This is a genomic window from Thermogemmatispora aurantia, from assembly GCF_008974285.1.
GTDB classification, from domain to species: domain Bacteria; phylum Chloroflexota; class Ktedonobacteria; order Ktedonobacterales; family Ktedonobacteraceae; genus Thermogemmatispora; species Thermogemmatispora aurantia.
Genome location: NZ_BKZV01000001.1, coordinates 414,289 through 433,198 on the forward strand (window position 1 = coordinate 414,289; position 18,910 = coordinate 433,198).

An 18,910-nucleotide genomic window follows, 5' to 3' on the forward strand; every position below is an offset into this window, starting at 1 on the left:
TTTGCTATCGTGTGGATTGTACCACGCCGTGGGGCACAAGTCGATAGCAGACCAGGCGCAGGGGGGCAGATGGACTGGTTGGGAGCACACAGGAGAGAAATGAGCACAGACTCCTTCTTAGAGAGAGACAGGAGCACTACCGACGGGCCACTTTTGGGCCATTTTCGGCTTTCAAAAACGGCTCTCGTCTCGATAGAGGCGGCGCGGCGGGATCAGGGCCGAGGCAGGCGGCTGGTCGAGTTCATTGAGGGCCTCGCAGAGAAGGGCCAGGCTGATGAGAAAGTCGTCGTGGCCCTCGCCGGGGTTGACGTACATGTCGATCCCGCTCTCACCGAGCAGACGGTAGCGGGCCTGACGGAGTTGCTGCCAGCATTCACCCGCGATGGCCGTCGGGGCGCTGGCGGGGACGTAGAGCTTGAGGCGCCCGCTGTTGATGGTGGCCAGGAACTGATAGGTGAGGCGCGATTTGCGGGGACGGGTGAAGGTGAAGGGCAGGAGGCGCTCGTCGCCGAGGCGGCTGCGCAGGAGGGCGGCCAGGCCGGCGCCGAGGCCGGTGGCGTCGATGATGAGACGGCGCAGGCGCCAGCGCTCGGCCAGGACCAGAACGGCGCTGTACTGCTCCAGATAGGGGCGGCCTGTCCACCATTGCTGGTGGACGACGCGCAGGGCGGGCAGCCCTAGCTCGTTCTGGCTGAGGGCGGCAATAGTGAGGACGGTGCTGTCGCGGCGACGCCGTGAAGGCACGGCTGAAGGCTGGCTAAGAAGGGCAAGCTGCTCTTCTGGCCGGGGCTCTTCACCACCGATGTCGATGGCAGCAACGTAGTGCGCCTCTTCCTGTGGCTCTTCTTGCCAGGGGTGATCTCCCTGGAGGAGGCTGCGCTGCAGGGGAGTGAGCAGGTGGCCGGCACCGCTGATGGGCTGGAGCAGATACTGGGTCTGGATGGCGGGATGGCTGGCCCCCAGGCGCTGGATTTCGCTTTCGACGAAGCGCCGGTAGGCGGGGTTGATGGCCGCCAGGGCCTGCCAGTCGTATTCAAAGTGGGTCCTCCGCCCCTCGCGCTGTTCGCGCTCCCGGTTCAAGGCCCGCTGACGGGCCAGCAGGGTGTCGTCGCTCCAGGCGGTGCCGTAGAGAACGGTGGTGGCGTTGGTGGTGGCGGCCATCGGGCGAAAGTCGCGATCGAATTTGTCGAGGCTGACGTCCTGGGCTTCGTCGATTTCAAGCAGGAGGCTGGCGGTGGCGCCAACGACGTTGCTCTCGGGGGCAGCGGAGAGAAAGAGGATGCGCGGGCCGCTGTGGCGCCGGACGAGCTGGGGATCGGCCTGGGGCGCCAGGCCAAGCAGGTGGTCGCCGCTGCGCCAGAGGCGCTCAGCCAGGGGCGAGGTCTGCAAGAGAGTGAGCAGGCGCAGGCGACTGGTGAGGAGCTGGGGTTTGAAGGTGGGAGCGGCTTTGACAATGGTGCCTTCGGGAACGGTGGCCAACAGGTAGGCTTCGAGGACGGCAGAGAGCTGGTTTTTGCCCATCTGGCGCGCGAGCATGACGCTGAAGATGTCGCCGCGCCCGCTGTGGATGGAGTCGAGGATGGCGACGGCAATCTCGCGCTGGTAGGGATAGAGCGGGCGCGCCAGGACGGTGCTGGCGAAGTGGTCAATGTCGCTCTCTGGGGACGAGACTGACTGAAACGGGAATATATCAGGCATGGCTGGAGGAGATGCTTGAGTGGTCGCTGGCTGGTCTGGCAAAGGGGACAGACAAGCAAGCAGAGAGACAGGCGAGCGGGCCAGGCTGGCACTCTTCCTCCGCTGTGCTTGCGGTATGCAGGCGTGGTGCTTCTCTGAGTAGGGGGAAGGCTGTCGCCGCGTTAAGAGGAGGGCGATCTCCCGGCGCGTGGCCAGAAGCAGAACACCTGGCCCGCTCAACAAGAGTGGAGGAGCCTGGAAGGACCGGCCAGCCCAGCGAGCTGGCTCGTGTCCGCTGCTCGTGACCGGTCCTTATAACAAGTATAGCATGATGGAGCGAGGGCTGACAAGAACCTGCCCGCTCCCTCTCCCCGCGATGAGCGAGGGGGAGGAAATGCTGTGGTCAGGAGTGTAACGTCGGGCCAGGCTCATTTGAAGAGAAGTGTGTGAGCGGGAGTGGGCACCCGGTACCCGGTAGTCTCGCCAGGGTCTCCTCCTGCACAGGTTTTCAACAGGGAAGGATACTCAGAAGGGATGAAGCGTGAGCCAGAGCGGAGCAGGTTCTCACCTGTGCCGTCTGCTTCCTCAGCGGAGGAGACAGCCAGGGCTGAGCTGGAGCGGGCTTTGATCGAGCACAGCGAGTTACTGCTTCAGAACCTGCAATTCTACGTTGTGCGCCTGGGGGCAGCTCCCGAGAGGGAGGCTCATGCCATCGCGCTGGAGGTCCTACAGGAGGTGGCCGTTGAGGCGCTGGCCCACGCCGCGCGCTTTGAGCCGGGGCGCCAGCCGCTGGCCTGGCTGCTTGGGATCGGGCTGAACGTGATCCGACGCCAGAAGGCTGAGCGGGCGCGCCGGAACCAGCGCGAGCTTTCTCCCGCCCGTCTGGCAAGCGCGCTAGCGGTGGATCAGTCCCCCAGTGAGCTAGAGGCCTTTGATCACCTGCAGGCGACGAGCGCCGGGCCAGAAGAGGAGGTTGAGGCCGAGCAGGGGGCGGCAGCACTGCTGGCTCTGGTCGGCGAGGAGGATCGCGAGCTGTTGCGTCTGGCAGTGATCGAGGGTTGTGAGCGCGAACTGCTGGCGCGCCACCTGGGGATTAGCCCGGTAGCGGCGCGGGTACGGCTCCATCGCGCGCTCCAGCGTCTGCGGCGGGCCTTGCAACAGCAGGTGGCCACCAACCTGGACAGGCCCGGCTAGCCGCCTGGCCACCAGCCCCAGATGCGAGCAGATCCGGGAGGAAGTCAGCAGAAAGGAGCCTATCGGTCTAGAGCGGTACTTTCTGAGCGATTATCTGAGCGATTACGGGAAGTCAGATAGCGACTCAAGAACAGAGCAGAGAAGGGATCGATCAATGGAATTACAAGAGCATGCACAAGAGCACTCACTGCCCGCGGGAGAGCGACGCGCACGTTTCTTGCGGCGCTACCTTGAGGCTCTGGAGAGCGGCGACGAGCAGAGGCTGGCGCTGCTGCTGCAGGAGGCCGAGGCCGATGCCGGTCTGGAGGAGCTGCTGCTAGAGACCAATGCCGCCCTGGCGGCGGAGGACGGGCTGACGGTGACCGCTACCGAGGGGGAAGAGGCGCACCGCCGGCTTGAGCAGGTCGTGAGGCGCTCTCAGCCAGCCCAGGCCAGCCTGGCCCGTGCTGGGTCGCTCCTGGGCGAGACTGGCCCGCGGGTGCGCCCGGTGCAGGTGCCGCAAGGGCGCCGCGTGCCGGTTCGCCAGGTGCTGCGCCGTTCGTGGATGTTGATCGCCGCGGCGGTGCTGTTGGTGGTCTTGTTCGTGGTCGGCAGTAGCACCGGGCTGGCGGCGACACTCCTCTCGTTCTTTAGCGTGCAGCGTTTCCAGCCGGTGTCAGTCAGTCAGCAGACGATCCAGGCGGCTCAGCTTCCGCAGTTGCGCGATCTGGGCGAGCTGCAGACCACGCCGACGTTGCTGCGACTGGAGCGCCATCTGACGCGCGCCCAGGCCGAGCAATTGGCCGGCTTCACACTCAAGCTGCCGACGAATCTGCCGGCCTCTTTCAGCGGTCGCCAGCCGGCCTTTGATGTGCTGGAGGGTGGCCAGGCGACCTTTACGTTCCGCGCGGCCAGCGCACGTGCCTATCTGACACGCATCGGCCACGCGAATATAGCTATTCCCCCTCAGCTGGACGGGGCGACCTTTGTGATCCATGTCTCGCGCATTGTCGAGACTCACTATGTGAGCAGCGGCGGCAAGCTGCTGGTGATTGTGCAGGGACCGTCTCCGACGATCGAGGCCACTGGTAAGGCTTCCCTGGAGGATCTGCGCAATTTCTTGCTCTCGCTGCCAGGGCTGCCCCCGTCGCTGGTGCAGCAGCTGCGCCAGATCGATCTGCGCAGCGGTACAGTGCCGATCCCCGTGCTGGCTGGCATGTCTTCCCAGACGGTAACGGTCCAGGGTCAATCGGGCCTTTTGCTGACCAGCGATCAGCTTGAGTCGTCCAGTAAGATGACGAATCTGCCGGTCGGGGAGGCCGTGCTCTGGCAGGCCCAGGGACGCGTCTATCTGCTGGGCGAGAGCGGTCATGATCAGAACGAGCTGTTGAGCGTGGCGAATAGCCTGCAGTAGGCAGGTTCAGCGGCCTGCTGGCTCAGAGGAGCGAGCGGGTCAGCCAGCCGTGGCCGACCCGTTCGCTCTGTCAGGATTGGGCGCTCTTCGTCTCAGGTGCTTCTCTCTGCGGCGCCCGCAGGCCCGCATCAGGCAAGGCAACGGATCGGCAGAGGTCGTCTGGGTGACTGGACTGCTCCCCAGGTTTGACGGCTTCGAGCCGATCCGTTGCTGTCTGTCTGTCTATCTTTCGGTCCGGTCCGACCGCGCTGCCTGAGACAGGCCAGCCTCCGCCAGCTTTGGGGCTGCGCAGCGGGGACGAACGGCAGGGGCTTTGCATAGTCTGTCTGCGTGACCGAATCTGATCCAATCCGACGAAGAGGAGCGAGGAGCGTTCATGTGTGGTGAGCCACAGGAACACGAGCCGGCGATCGAGGTCGAGGGACTGACGAAGCTCTACCATCGGTTGCTGGCAGTCGATCATATCAGCTTCGTGACCTATCGCGGCGAGGCTTTCGGTTTTTTGGGGCCGAATGGCGCGGGCAAGAGTACGGTGGTCAAGATTTTGACGGGCCTCGTTCAGCCGAGCGAGGGAACGGTTCGTATTTTGGGGCGGCCTCTGGGCGATCGCGAGGTGCGGCGCCGCATCGGCTACTTGCCGGAGCTGCCAACCTTTCATCGCTGGCTGACAGCGGAGGAGTTTCTGCGCTTTCACGGTTCGCTCTATGGGCTGCGCGGCTCCCTGCTGCGGGCGCGCATGGAGGAGGTGCTGGCCCTGGTTGGGCTGGCGGGCCGCGAGCGCCAGCGCCTGGGGACGTTCTCGAAGGGGATGCTGCAGCGCATTGGCCTGGCTCAGGCCCTGCTGAATCGCCCAGAGTTGCTGATTATCGATGAGTTGTCGACGGGCCTCGATCCGGTCGGTCAGCACGATCTGCGCAGTTTGTTGCTCGATCTGAAGCGGGCGGGGACCAGCATCTTTATTAATTCGCATCAGCTTCCCGATGTCGAGGCGCTCTGCGATCGGGTGGCCATTATTAATCTGGGGCGCATTCTGAAGGTCGGGGCCCCGGAGGAGCTGTTTGATGAGCCGCTGCTGGTGGAACTGCGCGCGGAGCCGCTAAGTGAGGCCCTGCTGCAACGGCTGGCTCAGCTAGCGCTGGCGGTGGAGCGCGATCAGTACGATCCTTGCCGTGTGCTGCTGCGCCTGCGCAGCGAGGAGCAGGCCGCCGAGGTGGCGGCGGCGGTCCATGCCTGCGGGTCCCGCCTCTATCGCCTGGCTCCGCATCGGCGCTCGCTCGAACAGGTCTTTCTGCGGACCATCGAGCTGTCGCGCAGTCTGCAATAGGTCCGCTGAGGAGGTGCTGCTGAGCTATGGGCTGGTTGGTTATCGCTCGCTTTACGCTTAAGGAGATTGTGCGCCGCCGCATCTTTCTGGCGGTGGTCGTGTTGACGGTACTGTTGCTGGGCCTTTTTACGCTCTTGCTCAATGCGCTGGTCGATAATCTGCAGCGGGCCCAGCCTGAGAATATGGAGCTGCTGCTGCTGGGGATCGGGGCGCTGATGGCGGTGCTGGCGAGCTGGTCGGTCTATTTGCAGTCGAGTTTGATGACACTGCTGCTGACGGCTGGCATGCTCTCGGGGGAGATCGAGGCGGGGACGCTGGCGGTGATTGTGCCGAAGCCCTTGCATCGCGTGGAGATCGTCTTTGGGAAGTGGCTGGCCTATGCTCTGGTGCTGGCAGGCTATACGGCGGTGCTGGAGCTGGGTTTCCTGGGGGTGATCTACTGGAAGACCGGCTATTGGCCCGATGGGATGGCCCAGGCCCTTGGACTGCTGGAGCTGGGGATGCTCTGCTTGCTGGCTTTGCTGACCCTGGGCAGCGCCAGCCTGCCAACGCTGGCGAACGGGGCGATCGCCGCCTTGCTCTTTCTGGGAACACCGCTGGCGAGCTTCGCCCAGGTGGTGACGCAGATTACGGGCGAGAGTACGACGGTGGAGCGCATTAAGACGCTCTTCGAGCTGCTGATGCCCTCCGATGCTCTCTGGCACGCGGCTTCTGCGGCCTTGCTTCCGCCGGTGGCTCAGGATTTGATCGGTCTTCACCAGGTGCAGAATCTGCCGATCATTGGGGCCGAGGCTCTGACGCCGGCGATGGCGCTCTGGACGGCGCTCTATATCGTGGTGCTGCCACTGCTGGGGATGCTGCGCTTCGCCCACCGCGATCTCTAGCCCTGACCGCTCGGCTGGCCGGCGCGCTCCTCAGCGTAAGGGGCGAGTGCCAGGAAGCAGTGGAGTTAGCCAGGGGAGGACTACAAGGGGGACGGAACAGCGCCCGGCACTCCCGCTGCTATCCTGTGCAGGTGGGGAGAGTACCGGCGCCTGTTCCGCCCCCGCTTGCTCTATGAAGAACGCCATGAAGTTGTTGCCTGCGTCCTATCAGGCAAGGTCGCGCAAGAGATGGGCCTGGATCGGCTGACGTAGGGTGCGTAATGCCTTGACTTCAATTTGCCGGATGCGCTCGCGCGTCAGCTTGAAATGCGCGCTCAGCTCCTCCAGAGTGTGACAGTAGCCATCGGCCAGGCCGTAGCGCATCTCGATGACTTGCCGCTCGCGCTGGTTGAGTAGTTCCAGGGCGCTGGCGATCTGGTCGCGCAAGGCCCGATGGGTGACGGCCTCCGCCGGGGCGGTGGCCCGCGTGTCTTCCAGGGTGTCGGCCAGATGATAGGGTTCGTCGTCGGTCAGGGGGGCGTCCAGGGAAATGGGGTTCTCGGCCATGCCCTGCAGTTCGACAACGCGCTCTTTGCTGAGACGGGCCACCCGCGCGATCTCTTCAGCTTCGGGATCACGCCCCAGCTCCTGGTAGAGATGGCGCGTGATGCGCTTGATTTTGTAGATCATTTCGACGACATGCACCGGGATGTGGATGGTTCGCGTGTGCTCGGCGACGGCGCGACTGATGGCCTGGCGAATCCACCAGGTGGCGTATGTGCTGAAGCGAAAGCCCCGCGAGGGGTCGAATTTCTGGGCCGCACGGATGAGCCCCAGGTTCCCCTCCTGCACCAGGTCAAGCAGAGAAATACCCTGGGTGTTGTAGCGCTTGGCAATGCTGACGACCAGTCGCAGGTTGGATTCGACTAGCCGCTGCTGGGCTTCGATGTCTCCTTCGGCCACTCGTCGCGCCAGCTCCATTTCTTCTTCGGCGCTTAGCAGTGGGTAACGCCCGATCTCTCCTAGATATTTGCGAATGGCATTGTCCAGGGTCTCGTCTTCTTCCTCTTCTTCTAGCTCGTCGTCGTCTCCCGCAACTAGCTCGTCGTCGTCTCGAAAGAGTTCGTCGTCGTCCTGGTAGAAGGCCAGGACGGCCTCTTCATGACATCCTTGCTTCGCTCGGCGCGTGCTCCTTGTGATTCTCCGCGCATTGGTTGCCATTGTTTTTTTCCTGACTCCTTTACCTCTCATAACCACTTCCCACGTGTTGGTTGCCGGGGCAAAACCCGAAATTTTTTCGGTCTCTTTCCCCCCATCCTTCTCTATTGCAAGAAATGTGCCAATATCCAAGTACGCACGGATATGACGATTCTTTCATGCTTTTGTGCTCAAAATAGTGCCGGCTTGCCGTAAATTTTTTCAGGGTGGTGCGGATTTTTCCCCACCTGGCCCGGCCCAACGCCCAGAGACTGCCCGAAAAAAGCGCTTACTTCGGTTCTTTGTCGATAGAGTTGGTTACTGCCTGGTTCGTGTGGCGGCCCGGCTGCTCTGGTCTGGCAGCGTCGGGCCTGACGGGGCCGCTGGTGATGGCTTCTTCCCCCCGCTGTGGGGTTGGGGCTGAGAAAGTGGATGATCCAACTATGCATGTCTTCAGGCATCGCTCTGGCGCGGGGCGTTCCGCTCTCTGCCCGCGCTGCTCGCGCCCGCTCTCTGCCGGCAGCCGGCGCTGTCCGTTCTGTGGCTCGCGGCTCTCCTCTGACTGGGGAATTCCACGCAGCAGGGGAGCAGCGCGGGCCGTCTCGTCCTCAGCCAGTCATACGGGGAGCCGTCCGCGCTTCGGCGCTCGCTCCCGTCCCGCCTTCCGCTCCCGGCCTCAGCAGCCACGACAGGCTGGGGACGGCAGCACTAGCCCGCCGCTGGCCACCGCTGCTGGCAAGAGAGTGGGCGGCCAGGGCCAGGGGGACGAACGGCGTCGGCTGCTGGCCGAGCTGCCGACGCGCCCTCTGCGGGTCCAGGGAAGAGGGCCGCGCCCGGGGCCGGTCCTGCGCTCGGGGCCTTTGATGGGATCTTCGCCAGCAGCGGCTACCGGCCCCAGTCCAGGCTTGCCGGCTGGCGCGGCCACTGCCAGGGGGTCGCTCTCAGGGCGGGGTACAGGGTCTCTCATAGGGGCCAATATGGGGGTGAGCAGGGGGATGGATACGGCCCCTACCGCTGCTGGCGAGGAGGGTGTTGAGGGGACAACCCTGGAGCGGCGCGCGGCGCGGGTGGCGGCTCGTCGGGCGGCGCTGGCGATGGTGACGACGCTGCCGCTGCGGCGCCTGATGACGGCACGGCGCTCGGGGCCTATGCCGGCGGAGCAGGCCGGACGTGGGCAGACTCCTCCCTCGCTGCCAGGGGTGACTCGACGGGGGACGGCGGGCGAGCTGCTGCTGTGGCTCGGGGGGACGCTCGGGCTGCTGACACTGACGGCGCTGCTGGCCTGGGCCGCGCTGCTGCGGTCGAGTGCCCCGCTGTCGCTGGCCTGGCAGGGCAGGACGGCGACGGTGACGGCCACGGCCAGCGGTGAGGCCTCGCTGAGGTCGGCGCCGGGCCTGCACCTGGTGCTCCTGAATGCAGGGCCGCTCGCTGTGGGGATGAGGCTGCGCCTGGCTGGCAGCGGTTTTAGTGCCTTTGCGCCGGTGCGCTTCTGGCTCGATGGGCGCCTGGCTTTTGTCGATGAGCGCGGCTGGCCCGTGCTGGTGGAGGCCGATGGGGCCGGGCGCTTTACGGTGAGTCTGCGCTTGCTGCCACAGTGGCCCCCAGGCCGTCATACGCTGCTGGCACGCGATCTGCAGACGGGCCAGGCGGCAATGCTGGCGCTACTGCTGGGGCCGGCGGCTCAGCCCAGTGCAACGCCTTTGCCTGCGGCTAGCTCCGGGTGCCAACTGGCAAACGGGGCGCTTTCCAGGGACTGCCCGGCTCAGCGCCTGGCCTGAGCGACGTGATATAATCCAGTGATCGCTTGCCTTGCGCTGCCCTACGCTGGCCGGCTGGCCACGGCAGGAGGCAGAGGGCCCAACGGCGATTGATCTCTTGTTTGCTTGCTTGTTTGAGAGAGGATGTGTGACGATGGCTCAGACGATGACGCCCTATGAGCGGGTGCGCGCGGCCCTGGCCGGGGAGGCGGTGGACCGCGTGCCGTTTGTGTTCTGGCATCATTTCCGGCCCGAGGGGTCGGGCGAGCGCCTGGCTCAGTTGACGCTGGAGTTCTTTGTAGAGAAATTCGCTCTCGATATCATCAAGGTGATGCCGGATCTGCCCTATCCGCTGCCGACCGATGGCTCGGCGCGCCTGGAGGAGCTGGCCGCGCATCCGCGCCTGGACCTGACGACGCCCAGTTTCCGCGAGCAGCTGGTCTGCATTCGGGCGATCCGCCAGCGCGTGGGGACGGAGTATCCGCTGATTGTGACGCTCTTCAGTCCGTTGACGTATGTGCTGCGGGCGATCGGCAAGCGCCAGGGGGTGGCGGCGATCCGGGCGAATCCAGAGGCGGCGCGCCAGGCGATGGAGACGATCGCCGCTAATCTGCGCCTGTTGATGAGCGAGGCGATCAAGGCGGGGGCCAGCGGGATTTTCTTTTCATGTATGGGGGCGACGACGGCGGATTTTACGCGCGAGGAGTACCGCACGCTGGGCCGACCCTACGATCTGGCGGCGCTTGAGGGGGCGCAGGACGGCTGGCTGAATATAGTGCATGTGCATGCCGATCCCGATCAGTCCGAGGATGAGGTCTATTTCGAGAGCTTTACGGATTATCCGGTGCAGGTGATGAGCTGGAGCGATCGGCTGACGGGGCCTAGTTTGAGCGAGGCGCTGCAGTTGACGAGTAAGACGCTGATGGGCGGGTTGCACGAGCGGGGACCGCTGACACGCGGCAGCGAGGAGGAGCTGAAGAATGAGATGTTGTCGGCGATCTCCCAGACGAATGCGCGGCGCTTGATTCTGGCTAATGGCTGCTCGGTGCCGGACGAGACGCCGGAGGAGTGGCTGCATCTGGCACGCCGCTTGCTGGAGACGTCGGGGCTGACGCGCTCGCAGTGAGGATTGCCCAGAGGCGGGGCTGAGCGCGGCTCTCGAGATCGCCGCCGCCACGGATCGGGCAGGCCGGCGCGAGAGGGTCAGCCGCTCTGCCCCAGCTCGCGCTTGCGTTGCTCTTCGGAGACGTCTTCGATCAGCTCAGTCACTGGTACATCCAGGACTTTAGCCAGGCGATCCAGGGTGTCGGTCCTGATGACGTGATAGGGATTGTGAAAGATTGCTCTGATGATATTGTAGCTAATCTCGGAGCGCTGCGATAGCTTGTTCATTGACACACCCTTCGCTTCAGCCACTTCCCTCACGCGCAGGCGTAACATATCTCTTTTATCCCCCTGCCAGTCAGATTCTCTGCCCTTCTCCAGCACTAGCGTGCCCGCAAGAGCGTATCTTTGACTATCGAAGGTACCGAATGCTTCTAACCTGACGCAGTCACTCTGGCCGTTGAGCACTTCTCTCCTCACTGCAGCTCTTCCCTCACCCCACCTTTATGACTATAGGAATATCACTGCTCATCAGGAGGGTGCCGGTTGATCTGGCCGGTTTCGCGCTTCCATTGCTCTTCAGAGACTTCCTCGATCAGGTCGGTCGCTGGCACATGCAGCGCTCGGGCCAACCGCTGCAAGGTGTCCGTGGTGACAACACGATAGGGATTGCGAAAGATCTCCTTGATAACGTCGTAGCTAATTTCAGATCTCTGAGAAAGCTTGGTTCTTGAAACACCTTTCGCTTCCGCGACTTCCCTTACACGGAGGCGAAGCATCAGGTACCCCGCTTTTTTTTCTACTATAACAAGAGATTCGAAAGCGAGGTATATCCTTTATAGTATACAGTATAAACTTAGATCTCTAAAGTAATATCAATATTTTACTCTCTAAAAAGTCTTTATAGTTTAGTGACTAACCGCACTCCTATGGCAAATTTTCAGCTGCAGAGTACAGGGGGTGATCGGGAGAGGGTCAGAGCTACGTGGTAGTACTTACTATAATCTTCCCTTTATAGTAAGCAGTGTATTATAACCTTCTTATAGAGAGATGTTTATAATCTAGATAGTATATTGACGAGTCTGCAGTTTCTATGGTAAGCTTAAGGCAGTGAGCTGTGGGATGGGTGAGTGGGCGAACAAGGCTGAAGTGAGTCCAGTGAACAGGTAAGGAGGAGAGAGATGGCTGAGAGTGAAGTAGCGCGCCTGCGGAGGCAGATTGAGGAGGAGTATGCGGCGGCCTTCTGGGGGTTGACGGGGCTGGCCTGCTGGGCGCGGCACGACTTCATCAACGCGCGTATGGGGAGGCTGGCCGAGTTAGAGGAAGCGCTCAGCGAACACATAGGGTTAGTGAGAGCGCAAGAGGAGATGGCGGAGGCATACCAGCGTCAGAGGCAGCAGGTTCTGGTGATGAGAGAAGAGAGGACGGCGGGAGATGGCCGAAAGTGAAGTCGCACGTTTACTGAAGCAGATCGAGACGGCATACGAGGCGGCCCTACGTGGGTTAAGAGGCTTAGCCTGTTGTGCGCGCCATGACTTTATTAACGCGCGCATGCAGCACATTGGCGAGCTGGGGCACAAGCTGAGCTTATATGTCGGGTCAGAGCAGGCGATGACGGCGGTATTAGAGATTCACGATCGCTGTGTGAGGAGGTATCTGTGTCATGACGGCGGTGGCAGTGGGAACGACGAGCCAGGCGACGGCGGCGACTGAGCGGCGGGCCTTCTGGACGGTGGCCCAGTTGCGGCGGCGCTGTGGTGGGTTGACGGCGCCCGAGCTGGCGCGGCGGGCGGGTGTACCGTTGCGGACGGTCTATTTGATGGAGATCGGGGGAGCGGTCAGTTGGGAGGAGGCGCGGCGGGTCTTGTCTGTTTTGCGCGAGCGGCTCGCGTGTTGTGGTCTGGGGGAGATCGAGGTCGTCGGGGGATTTATCGTCAGTGAGGAGTTGCAGCGGCAAGCCTGGCGGGTGCTCACCGAGAGCGACTTTCGGCTCTTTGTGTATGGGAGTCAGGTGCCGCTGCCTCCTCTGGCGGAGGCGGGCGCCGGTACAGGCACTGGTACAGGCACTGGTAGAGGTGCTGGTACAGGCGCCGGGTCGGATGCCGGTCACGATGCTGCTACAGATGCCGGTAGAGGTGCTGGTACAGGCGCCAGTACAGGCACTGGTAGAGGCGAGGCAGAGGCGGGTCCCGTGCTGGGGCAGGCTGGTCCTGACACTGGTCGAGACATGAGGAGAGGCATTGCGGAAGCGGAGGCGGAGGGTATGATCAGAGGAGGGAGCGCACTGGGGGCTGACGCTGCAGGCGAGGAAGGCGAGCGAGGAGCGGAGCAGGTGCAGACGCGGCCTCTGAGCGTGGGAGCGGTGGCCTCATCAGCCTCAGTCTCAGCGGGAGCGGCGCGCTTAGGGCGTTGGGTCAGGAGCCAGCGTTTGAGCAAGATACCATTTCCCTAACGTACCCGAGCTCTCTCTATCCGAGTTTCGCTCTGTACTTGGTCCGTTGGGGAGTCGGAGCGCGTGCCTGGTGACGAGCTGGGGCGCGGCTCCGGCTCTCTTTTTTGGGGGATGATGGTGTGTGAGTGAAGGAGTGAGGTGGGTGAGTATTCGCCAAAGTGGAGGAAAGGGCCGTTTTGTAGGAATGTAGTGTATTGTCGCCGGGCTAGTCGGGGGGCGATGCCCGGGGCAATACGCTATTCTTTTTATATATTGTGCCTCTTTTTACTTTCTTTATCTCTTTTCAGTATCCTCCTTTTCTTTCTTCCAGTATCCTCGTGCGGATCGTCCCCCCTGCAACCAAGAAAGGAGGCATCAGCCTGGATGGAACAACAACCTTTCAGTATCCTCGTGCGGATCGTCCCCTCTGCAACAAACTCCACGTCTTCTCCACCTCGGCCCCTCTTCCCCCCTTTCAGTATCCTCGTGCGGATCGTCCCCTCTGCAACGCTATTGATCTTGTGGCTGGTGCTCTTGCCGGTCAGCCTTTCAGTATCCTCGTGCGGATCGTCCCCTCTGCAACTGACGATGACCAGACGCTTGCCATTAAGATCGACCACCTTTCAGTATCCTCGTGCGGATCGTCCCCTCTGCAACAGAGCGCTTCCGTGGGGTACCTGGTCATCCCTATGACCTTTCAGTATCCTCGTGCGGATCGTCCCCTCTGCAACCGCGCCCAACGGAAACAGACCCGGGATACATCTTTCATAGACTATAACGATCGAGGCCCCATTTTTTGGCGCTGAGAGCCTCGTTTTCCCCTGCCCCCCGGCCCACAAATCTATCGGATTACGACCTTTCTCGAAACTCGTTTTTTGCAACGCGCAAGGGGCGAGTTTCGAGAAAGCACCAGCATATATCATCCAATTTTACAGGCAATACATGCGGCCAACCAGCCAAATGCGGTCAGAATCTGACTGCATTTCTGGCAGATCCGAGGAGAGTTTCGAAAGAGGCTCTCAAAAGGGCCTCATCAGAGGGGGATCAGACTCAGCTCAATCCTGTTCCCGTCCTTCCCTGTCGACCAGAAGACAACCCTGCAGGGTCAGGTCGGTGGCTGCACAGCAGAGCAGCCAGGGAAAAGCACATAGCACCGCAGCGGCCAGCATCGTAGCAGCAGCCCATCACCACCAACAAAGCCCAACAGAGAGAGGGGAACACCAAAGAAAGGAGAATAGTCAGGAGGAAAGAAGCACCATCAAGCGAGAAAAAGGGAGCCGTCCCACCTCAAAATCAGCCAGCTCGCTCACCCTACAAGCACGGCTCCCACCACTGGCGCCGGCCTCAGCATCCCACTCCCTGGGCCTGCCGGCGCAGACGCTGGCGCAGGCGCCACCACAGCACCAGACACAACAGCAGGGCCTCCGCCGAGGCCGAGCCGGACAAACTCAGCGACACCGCCAGAATCTGCTGCTCGCCCGACAGCCAGACGAACAGCCCCACCATCAGCGCCACCCGCGTCAGTAGCGCAAAGACATTCGTCAACAAAGGAGTACGCGCATCCTTCAGGGCATAAAAACTGCGCGCCACCACATCGCCGACGCACACCCCTGGCAACCCCACCACATAGCCGAACAAAGCCAGATTCGTCAACCAGGCCGAATGATCATCAAAGGCCCCGTGGCGAAACAACAGATCGATCACAAACAGCCCCAGCCCGCCCAAAGCCAGCGCCGACAAGACACTCAGCGCCAGCGACGACCCAATCACCTGCCCGAACAAGCGGCGCAAGCGCCCATAGCGGCCCTCCAATTCCAGGCGCGCCATGCGCGGCAGCGCCGCCTGACCGATCGCCTGCGCGATCAACGACACCGGCAAATAAAACAACATATAGGCATTATGCAGCGCCGCCAGGCTGGCCAGATCCGGCAGAAACGACGTCACCGTCGTCTCCAGAATCGAACTCACATACGCCACCGCCACCGCCAGCATACTCGGAATAAAGAGCGCCATCACCTCGCGCAGGCCCGGATAGCGCAGATTCCAGGCGAAGACATAGCGCACCCCCTGCTGCCAGAGAGCCGGAAGCTGGACCACAATCTGCAGCGCCGCCGCCAGCAAGACCCCCAGCGTCGGCCCATAAATCCCCACCCCTGGCACCACCAGCGCCACCAGCAAGCCCGCAATCAAGCCCACATTATAGATCGCCGTCGCCAGCGCCGGCAGCAAAAACTGCTCACGACTACTCAAAATCGCCGTCACGATCGTCCCCAGGCCCAACAACAGCGGCTGAATCAACATAATGCGCGTCAGGCGGATCGTCAGCTCCTGGACCGCCGGCGGGTAGCCCGGCACCAAAATATGGACCACGAAGGCCGGCGTCAGAAGGCACCCCAGCAGCAGCAAGATCGTCAGGGCCACCAGCAGCACATTAAAGACCAGGCTGGCCAGATACCAGGCCTCGCGCTGATCGCCCCGGCGCTGGTAGGCCACAAAGACCGGAATAAAGGCCTGCGTCAGCGCCCCACCGGCCACCAGATTAAAGAGCGTATCGGGCAGGCGGTAAGCAGCATAATAGGCATTGGCCTCGGGGCCCGTCCCAAAGAGGGCATTAAAGAGGGCCTGGCGCACCACTCCCAGCCCCTTGGAGGCCAGAATTCCCAGCATCAACAAAAGCGCCGCCTCCACCACTGAGAAGCGGCGTAAAGTCGCTCCCCGGCCCGGGCGCAAGCGAGCCAGGCTGATCGGCAAGCGCAGCCCCAGTAGCGACCAGCCGGAGCCAGTCTCCTGCTCCTCCAGCTCATCAGGGGTCTCAAGAGGGGCCTCAAGCCGGGCGGCCTCCGTCGCCACTCGCGTCTCGCTCACCGCAATTCCGGTCGTCGGATCAACCAGGTGTGGTGCTCTTTGCGAAATAGGAGCCTCCTTCTCGACAGTTGTTGTGTGGCATGCCCGTCGCCTCAACTCTAGCGTACAGAGGAGATTATACCAGTCCTGTGCCCCGGCAGATACCGCTCCCTCAAAAAAGTACTCCCGGCCAGTCTCAGGCCATTCGCTGCGGCGCGCGGCCTCCCATCCGCCACGCCGTCCGGCCATCCCAAGCGCACCCGTCCGCCGTCTGCCAGGCATGAAAAAAGGCTGTCCGTAAGAGAACGGCCAGCCTCTGTAGCGTTACCTGAGTAAAAACAACCAGGGTTAGCAACCAACCAAGGAACAGCTTGAAGTAAAATCACAGGCAGCCCCGTGCGGCGCCAGCCATGCGGCGCACGAGGCAAGAGCGCAGAAACGCCCGCGCCTAAGCCTGAGCCTGAGTCTGAGCGTTCTTCGGGCGCCGTCGGCTGATCGAGCCACCCTTGCGACCGGCAGCCTGGGCCTCCTCGCTGGTCCACTTGTGGGCTGTGCCCAGCGCATGGGCCGCCTTGCCACCCTTACTGGCAATCTCACGCTTCTTCTCCGGGCTCATGGATGCGAAACCACGACCACGACCTTTCTGATTTTGCATGCTGTGCTCTCCTTCTTCTTCTTCGTCTTCTGCGTTTCAATTGAGTGAAACGTGGCTATTGAAGTGACGCAAACGCAGACCACAGCGAACCCGCTGCAGCTGTCTTGCTTACTTCCTGCCTTGCAGCAGTCGGGGTGCATTCCCTACTGTTAGGATAACAGGCACATGGGGAGAAGAACAAGTCAACAATACGCCTCTACCAAAAAGTTTCAGCTTTCTTTAAGGTTAGCCAGAGCGTATCAGCTGACCGCGAAGCGGAGAGCACAGTCAAGCGGCCAGGCCCTTCCCCTCTGGCCCTGCCGGGCTGGGCTGGGCTGGGGTGGGACCGCTAGCGGGAGGAGGCCAGCAACAATCTGCAGCCTGCCGCGCGGAGGCCATCGACCTGAGCAAGCAGCAATCAGTGACAGAGGCGAGCCACCGGGGCGGGGCCTGGCCTGGCAAAGCAAGGCGGGCCACGCACGGGCTGGCGCTCGGCGCGCCTCACCGCACGCAGCCTCTCACGAGAGCCGGGCCTAGCGTTCCGAAGGACTATGGCGCTGCGTCAGATCGCGAATCAGCCTGACCATATCATCGATGGCAAAAGGTTTCTCCAGAAGCGTCACCTGCAACCCCTGCAACTCCGCATCCTCCGGCTCGGTCAGCGTAGCCGCGGTCGTCAAAATAATGGGGAGCGAGCGATACTGTGGGAGACGGCGAACCTGTTGAATCACCTCAATCCCGGAGACCAGTCCGGGCAAGAGCCAATCAACGATCAGGAGATCGGGCGAGGGGGCCTGATGCTGCGTGGCACCCTGGAGCGCATTCAGGCATTCCTCAGCAGTAGGGTAGATTGTTACACTGTAGCCCTCGTCCTGCAGGACAAGCTGTAACATCTCCTGAATAGCGGAGTCATCTTCTAGCAGGCTGATATGCATGGCCTCGTCCCTACCTTGTTGAGTCTCACTATCATTCCAGCCACACTATAGCAAACTGGACTATATTTCGCAAGTAGGGGCCGGGCCGCTGCCAACCTGACCGGGTTCCACCGGGGCCGAGCGCGAGGGCCGGCGACGTGGTAAGCTAGCGCGCGCGGCCAGCCGTGGCCTCCGACAGGGCTGTTGCCAGGGGCAGCGTAAAGGTCACGCGCGTCCCCTCGCCGGCACGACTGCGTAACTGGATGTGTCCGCCCATCGCCTCAACCAGCCGGCGCGTAATATAGAGACCCAGACCCACCCCCGGCACGCACTCATTGCCTGGCTGCTCCAGACGGCTAAAAGGACGGAAGAGGCGTGACTGCTGCTCTGGCGAGATGCCAATCCCCTGATCGCAGACGCTGATCTGCATCATGGCGCTCCCCGTGGCCACGGCTCGCTCGCGCCGCTCCTCCTGGAGGCCGGCCTCGATAGTGATCATTCCGCCGGCGGGTGAGTATTTCACTGCATTTTCCAGCAGATTCGTCAGCACCTGCTGCACGCGGTCGGCGTCGGCCCAGACTGGGGGAAGCTGCTCAGCAAAGCGGCAGCGGAAAGCGTACTTGCCTGGCGTTTCGCGCTCGACGCGCTGGCGGATCAGCTCCACAGCGCGGCGGCAGAGCCTGGCAATATCCAGCGGGGCGCAGCGCAGATCGAGATGATTGGCATGGATGCGCGAGACATCGAGCAGGTCGCCGGCCAGAGCCTCCAAATGATTGACCTGCTCCATAATCACATCGAGGTAATGGCGTTGCAGTTCCTCAGTCAGCCCGTCGCTGCTCTTGCGTCCCTGAGCGGAGGGGCCGTACGCCTGTAGCAGGCTGGCATAGCCTTTAATGGCAGTGAGGGGTGTGCGCAGCTCGTGGCTGACCATCGAGATAAACTCATACTTCAACTGATCCAACTCTGACGGCCAGTAAAGCGCACGGCGCTCCCCATCGCCGACGGTGGCACCGTTCCCCCGGAGTGCCAGTGTTCGTCGTCGTATCGGCCCGCAGCGCTGCTCTTGCCCGGGAGCAGGAGCGCAGGCGGCCTGTGAGAGCAGGCGTAACTGCTGCTCCAGCACGCGCGCCAGCCGGGAGAGCACTGCCGCCAGTAGCTGGCTCTCGCCGGCGGCGAAGGCCGAGCGTCGTTCATCGAAGAGGAGCAGCGTCCCCAGGACCCCCGCCGGGCGCTCCAGGGGCACTGCCGCCAGACTGCCGATGGCCGTCCCACAGCGCAGGGCCGGCTCGGCCTCGCAGCAGTGCACGCGCCCGCTCTGGACGGCGATATCGAGCAGCGCGCGCACCTGCTCATAGTGCAGCAGCGTCTGCAGGCTCTCCTGACTGCACCCATAGCAGCCGACATAGCCAGCAGAGGCAGGGACAAAGACATCGAGCAGAGGATGACGAACCGTCTCATCGGGACATCCGAGCAACAGGCCCGCCGCCTGACAGTCGACCAGCTCGCGCGCTTGGCGAGTCAGCCGCCAGGCCAGCGTCTGTAAGTCTCCCTCGGCTGTCATGCTACCTTCCCTCCCGC

At 62.6% G+C, this 18,910-nt stretch carries 17 protein-coding genes and 1 CRISPR repeat array; of the genes, 9 read left to right on the forward strand and 8 right to left on the reverse strand.

The features are described 5' to 3' along the window. Window positions 1-171: 171 nt before the first annotated feature. On the reverse strand, window positions 172-1,698 hold the full coding sequence (locus KTAU_RS01575) for a hypothetical protein (RefSeq protein ID WP_151726717.1): 1,527 nt from the start codon (window positions 1,696-1,698) through the stop codon (window positions 172-174). Window positions 1,699-2,211: 513 nt separating this feature from the next. Between KTAU_RS01575 and KTAU_RS01580 the strand changes: the two genes are divergently transcribed. From KTAU_RS01580 to KTAU_RS01595, 4 genes are all read left to right on the forward strand, one after another. After that, window positions 2,212-2,871: an RNA polymerase sigma factor gene (locus KTAU_RS01580; protein ID WP_151726718.1), complete on the forward strand. Its 660-nt coding sequence runs from the start codon at window positions 2,212-2,214 to the stop codon at window positions 2,869-2,871. A gap of 154 nt (window positions 2,872-3,025) precedes the next feature. Continuing rightward, window positions 3,026-4,264, forward strand: coding sequence for a hypothetical protein (locus tag KTAU_RS01585; RefSeq protein WP_151726719.1), 1,239 nt, complete (start codon window positions 3,026-3,028; stop codon window positions 4,262-4,264). A gap of 376 nt (window positions 4,265-4,640) precedes the next feature. After that, window positions 4,641-5,588 carry an ABC transporter ATP-binding protein gene (locus KTAU_RS01590; protein WP_151726720.1) on the forward strand — a complete coding sequence of 316 codons (948 nt, stop codon included), beginning with the start codon at window positions 4,641-4,643 and terminating at the stop codon, window positions 5,586-5,588. Between the two features lie 26 nt (window positions 5,589-5,614). Next, complete coding sequence (locus KTAU_RS01595; protein ID WP_151726721.1) at window positions 5,615-6,472, forward strand: ABC transporter permease; 858 nt, start codon at window positions 5,615-5,617, stop codon at window positions 6,470-6,472. 207 nt (window positions 6,473-6,679) lie between these two features. On the opposite strand, the gene KTAU_RS01600 is transcribed toward KTAU_RS01595, so the two are convergent. Next, window positions 6,680-7,672, reverse strand: coding sequence for a sigma-70 family RNA polymerase sigma factor (locus KTAU_RS01600; RefSeq protein ID WP_170292977.1), 993 nt, complete (start codon window positions 7,670-7,672; stop codon window positions 6,680-6,682). Between the two features lie 278 nt (window positions 7,673-7,950). Here KTAU_RS01600 and KTAU_RS01605 point away from each other — a divergent pair, with 278 nt between their 5' ends. Beyond that, a complete protein-coding gene (locus tag KTAU_RS01605) occupies window positions 7,951-9,426 on the forward strand; it encodes a hypothetical protein (protein ID WP_151726723.1) in 1,476 nt (491 codons plus the stop codon). A gap of 133 nt (window positions 9,427-9,559) precedes the next feature. Continuing rightward, entirely contained in the window at window positions 9,560-10,531 is a 972-nt protein-coding gene (locus KTAU_RS01610) for a uroporphyrinogen decarboxylase family protein (protein ID WP_228026278.1), read from the forward strand. A gap of 77 nt (window positions 10,532-10,608) precedes the next feature. On the opposite strand, the gene KTAU_RS01615 is transcribed toward KTAU_RS01610, so the two are convergent. Together KTAU_RS01615 and KTAU_RS01620 are read right to left on the reverse strand one after the other, a co-directional pair. Next, complete coding sequence (locus tag KTAU_RS01615; protein ID WP_151726725.1) at window positions 10,609-10,845, reverse strand: helix-turn-helix domain-containing protein; 237 nt, start codon at window positions 10,843-10,845, stop codon at window positions 10,609-10,611. A gap of 185 nt (window positions 10,846-11,030) precedes the next feature. Beyond that, window positions 11,031-11,288, reverse strand: a complete 258-nt coding sequence (locus tag KTAU_RS01620; protein WP_151726726.1) for a helix-turn-helix domain-containing protein — start codon at window positions 11,286-11,288, stop codon at window positions 11,031-11,033. Window positions 11,289-11,690: 402 nt separating this feature from the next. Here KTAU_RS01620 and KTAU_RS01625 point away from each other — a divergent pair, with 402 nt between their 5' ends. Genes KTAU_RS01625 through KTAU_RS01635 form a run of 3 tightly spaced genes read left to right on the forward strand, consistent with a single transcriptional unit; the run spans window position 11,691 to window position 12,961 of the window. Then, window positions 11,691-11,957: a hypothetical protein gene (locus KTAU_RS01625; RefSeq protein ID WP_151726727.1), complete on the forward strand. Its 267-nt coding sequence runs from the start codon at window positions 11,691-11,693 to the stop codon at window positions 11,955-11,957. Then, entirely contained in the window at window positions 11,944-12,222 is a 279-nt protein-coding gene (locus KTAU_RS01630; protein WP_151726728.1) for a hypothetical protein, read from the forward strand. Before KTAU_RS01625 ends, KTAU_RS01630 begins: the two co-directional genes overlap by 14 nt. Further along, window positions 12,173-12,961, forward strand: coding sequence for a hypothetical protein (locus tag KTAU_RS01635; protein ID WP_151726729.1), 789 nt, complete (start codon window positions 12,173-12,175; stop codon window positions 12,959-12,961). Before KTAU_RS01630 ends, KTAU_RS01635 begins: the two co-directional genes overlap by 50 nt. A gap of 302 nt (window positions 12,962-13,263) precedes the next feature. Further along, window positions 13,264-13,671: direct repeats of the CRISPR family, unit length 38 nt; unit sequence CCTTTCAGTATCCTCGTGCGGATCGTCCCCTCTGCAAC. Between the two features lie 613 nt (window positions 13,672-14,284). On the opposite strand, the gene murJ is transcribed toward KTAU_RS01635, so the two are convergent. The 4 genes from murJ to KTAU_RS01655 all read right to left on the reverse strand — a co-directional run bounded on the left by murJ (window position 14,285) and on the right by KTAU_RS01655 (window position 18,893). After that, window positions 14,285-16,033, reverse strand: coding sequence for a murein biosynthesis integral membrane protein MurJ (murJ, locus tag KTAU_RS01640; RefSeq protein WP_170292979.1), 1,749 nt, complete (start codon window positions 16,031-16,033; stop codon window positions 14,285-14,287). A gap of 199 nt (window positions 16,034-16,232) precedes the next feature. Continuing rightward, the gene (locus tag KTAU_RS01645; protein WP_052888400.1) at window positions 16,233-16,439 is read right to left on the reverse strand and encodes a KGG domain-containing protein; all 207 of its coding nucleotides are present in this window, start codon (window positions 16,437-16,439) and stop codon (window positions 16,233-16,235) included. Window positions 16,440-16,951: 512 nt separating this feature from the next. Beyond that, on the reverse strand, window positions 16,952-17,353 hold the full coding sequence (locus tag KTAU_RS01650; protein WP_151726731.1) for a response regulator: 402 nt from the start codon (window positions 17,351-17,353) through the stop codon (window positions 16,952-16,954). 145 nt (window positions 17,354-17,498) lie between these two features. Continuing rightward, the gene (locus KTAU_RS01655; protein ID WP_151726732.1) at window positions 17,499-18,893 is read right to left on the reverse strand and encodes a sensor histidine kinase; all 1,395 of its coding nucleotides are present in this window, start codon (window positions 18,891-18,893) and stop codon (window positions 17,499-17,501) included. Window positions 18,894-18,910: the final 17 nt, after the last annotated feature.

Excerpts from the sequence above, each read along its gene's own strand:
- KTAU_RS01575 (WP_151726717.1), bottom strand. The coding sequence starts at position 1,698 with ATGCCTGATATATTCCCGTTTCAGTCAGTCTCGTCCCCAGAGAGCGAC.
- KTAU_RS01580 (WP_151726718.1), top strand. The coding sequence starts at position 2,212 with ATGAAGCGTGAGCCAGAGCGGAGCAGGTTCTCACCTGTGCCGTCTGCT.
- KTAU_RS01585 (WP_151726719.1), top strand. The coding sequence starts at position 3,026 with ATGGAATTACAAGAGCATGCACAAGAGCACTCACTGCCCGCGGGAGAG.
- KTAU_RS01590 (WP_151726720.1), top strand. The coding sequence starts at position 4,641 with ATGTGTGGTGAGCCACAGGAACACGAGCCGGCGATCGAGGTCGAGGGA.
- KTAU_RS01595 (WP_151726721.1), top strand. The coding sequence starts at position 5,615 with ATGGGCTGGTTGGTTATCGCTCGCTTTACGCTTAAGGAGATTGTGCGC.
- KTAU_RS01600 (WP_170292977.1), bottom strand. The coding sequence starts at position 7,672 with ATGGCAACCAATGCGCGGAGAATCACAAGGAGCACGCGCCGAGCGAAG.
- KTAU_RS01610 (WP_228026278.1), top strand. The coding sequence starts at position 9,560 with ATGGCTCAGACGATGACGCCCTATGAGCGGGTGCGCGCGGCCCTGGCC.
- KTAU_RS01615 (WP_151726725.1), bottom strand. The coding sequence starts at position 10,845 with ATGTTACGCCTGCGCGTGAGGGAAGTGGCTGAAGCGAAGGGTGTGTCA.
- KTAU_RS01620 (WP_151726726.1), bottom strand. The coding sequence starts at position 11,288 with ATGCTTCGCCTCCGTGTAAGGGAAGTCGCGGAAGCGAAAGGTGTTTCA.
- KTAU_RS01625 (WP_151726727.1), top strand. The coding sequence starts at position 11,691 with ATGGCTGAGAGTGAAGTAGCGCGCCTGCGGAGGCAGATTGAGGAGGAG.
- KTAU_RS01630 (WP_151726728.1), top strand. The coding sequence starts at position 11,944 with ATGGCCGAAAGTGAAGTCGCACGTTTACTGAAGCAGATCGAGACGGCA.
- KTAU_RS01635 (WP_151726729.1), top strand. The coding sequence starts at position 12,173 with ATGACGGCGGTGGCAGTGGGAACGACGAGCCAGGCGACGGCGGCGACT.
- murJ (WP_170292979.1), bottom strand. The coding sequence starts at position 16,033 with ATGGCCGGACGGCGTGGCGGATGGGAGGCCGCGCGCCGCAGCGAATGG.
- KTAU_RS01645 (WP_052888400.1), bottom strand. The coding sequence starts at position 16,439 with ATGCAAAATCAGAAAGGTCGTGGTCGTGGTTTCGCATCCATGAGCCCG.
- KTAU_RS01650 (WP_151726731.1), bottom strand. The coding sequence starts at position 17,353 with ATGCATATCAGCCTGCTAGAAGATGACTCCGCTATTCAGGAGATGTTA.
- KTAU_RS01655 (WP_151726732.1), bottom strand. The coding sequence starts at position 18,893 with ATGACAGCCGAGGGAGACTTACAGACGCTGGCCTGGCGGCTGACTCGC.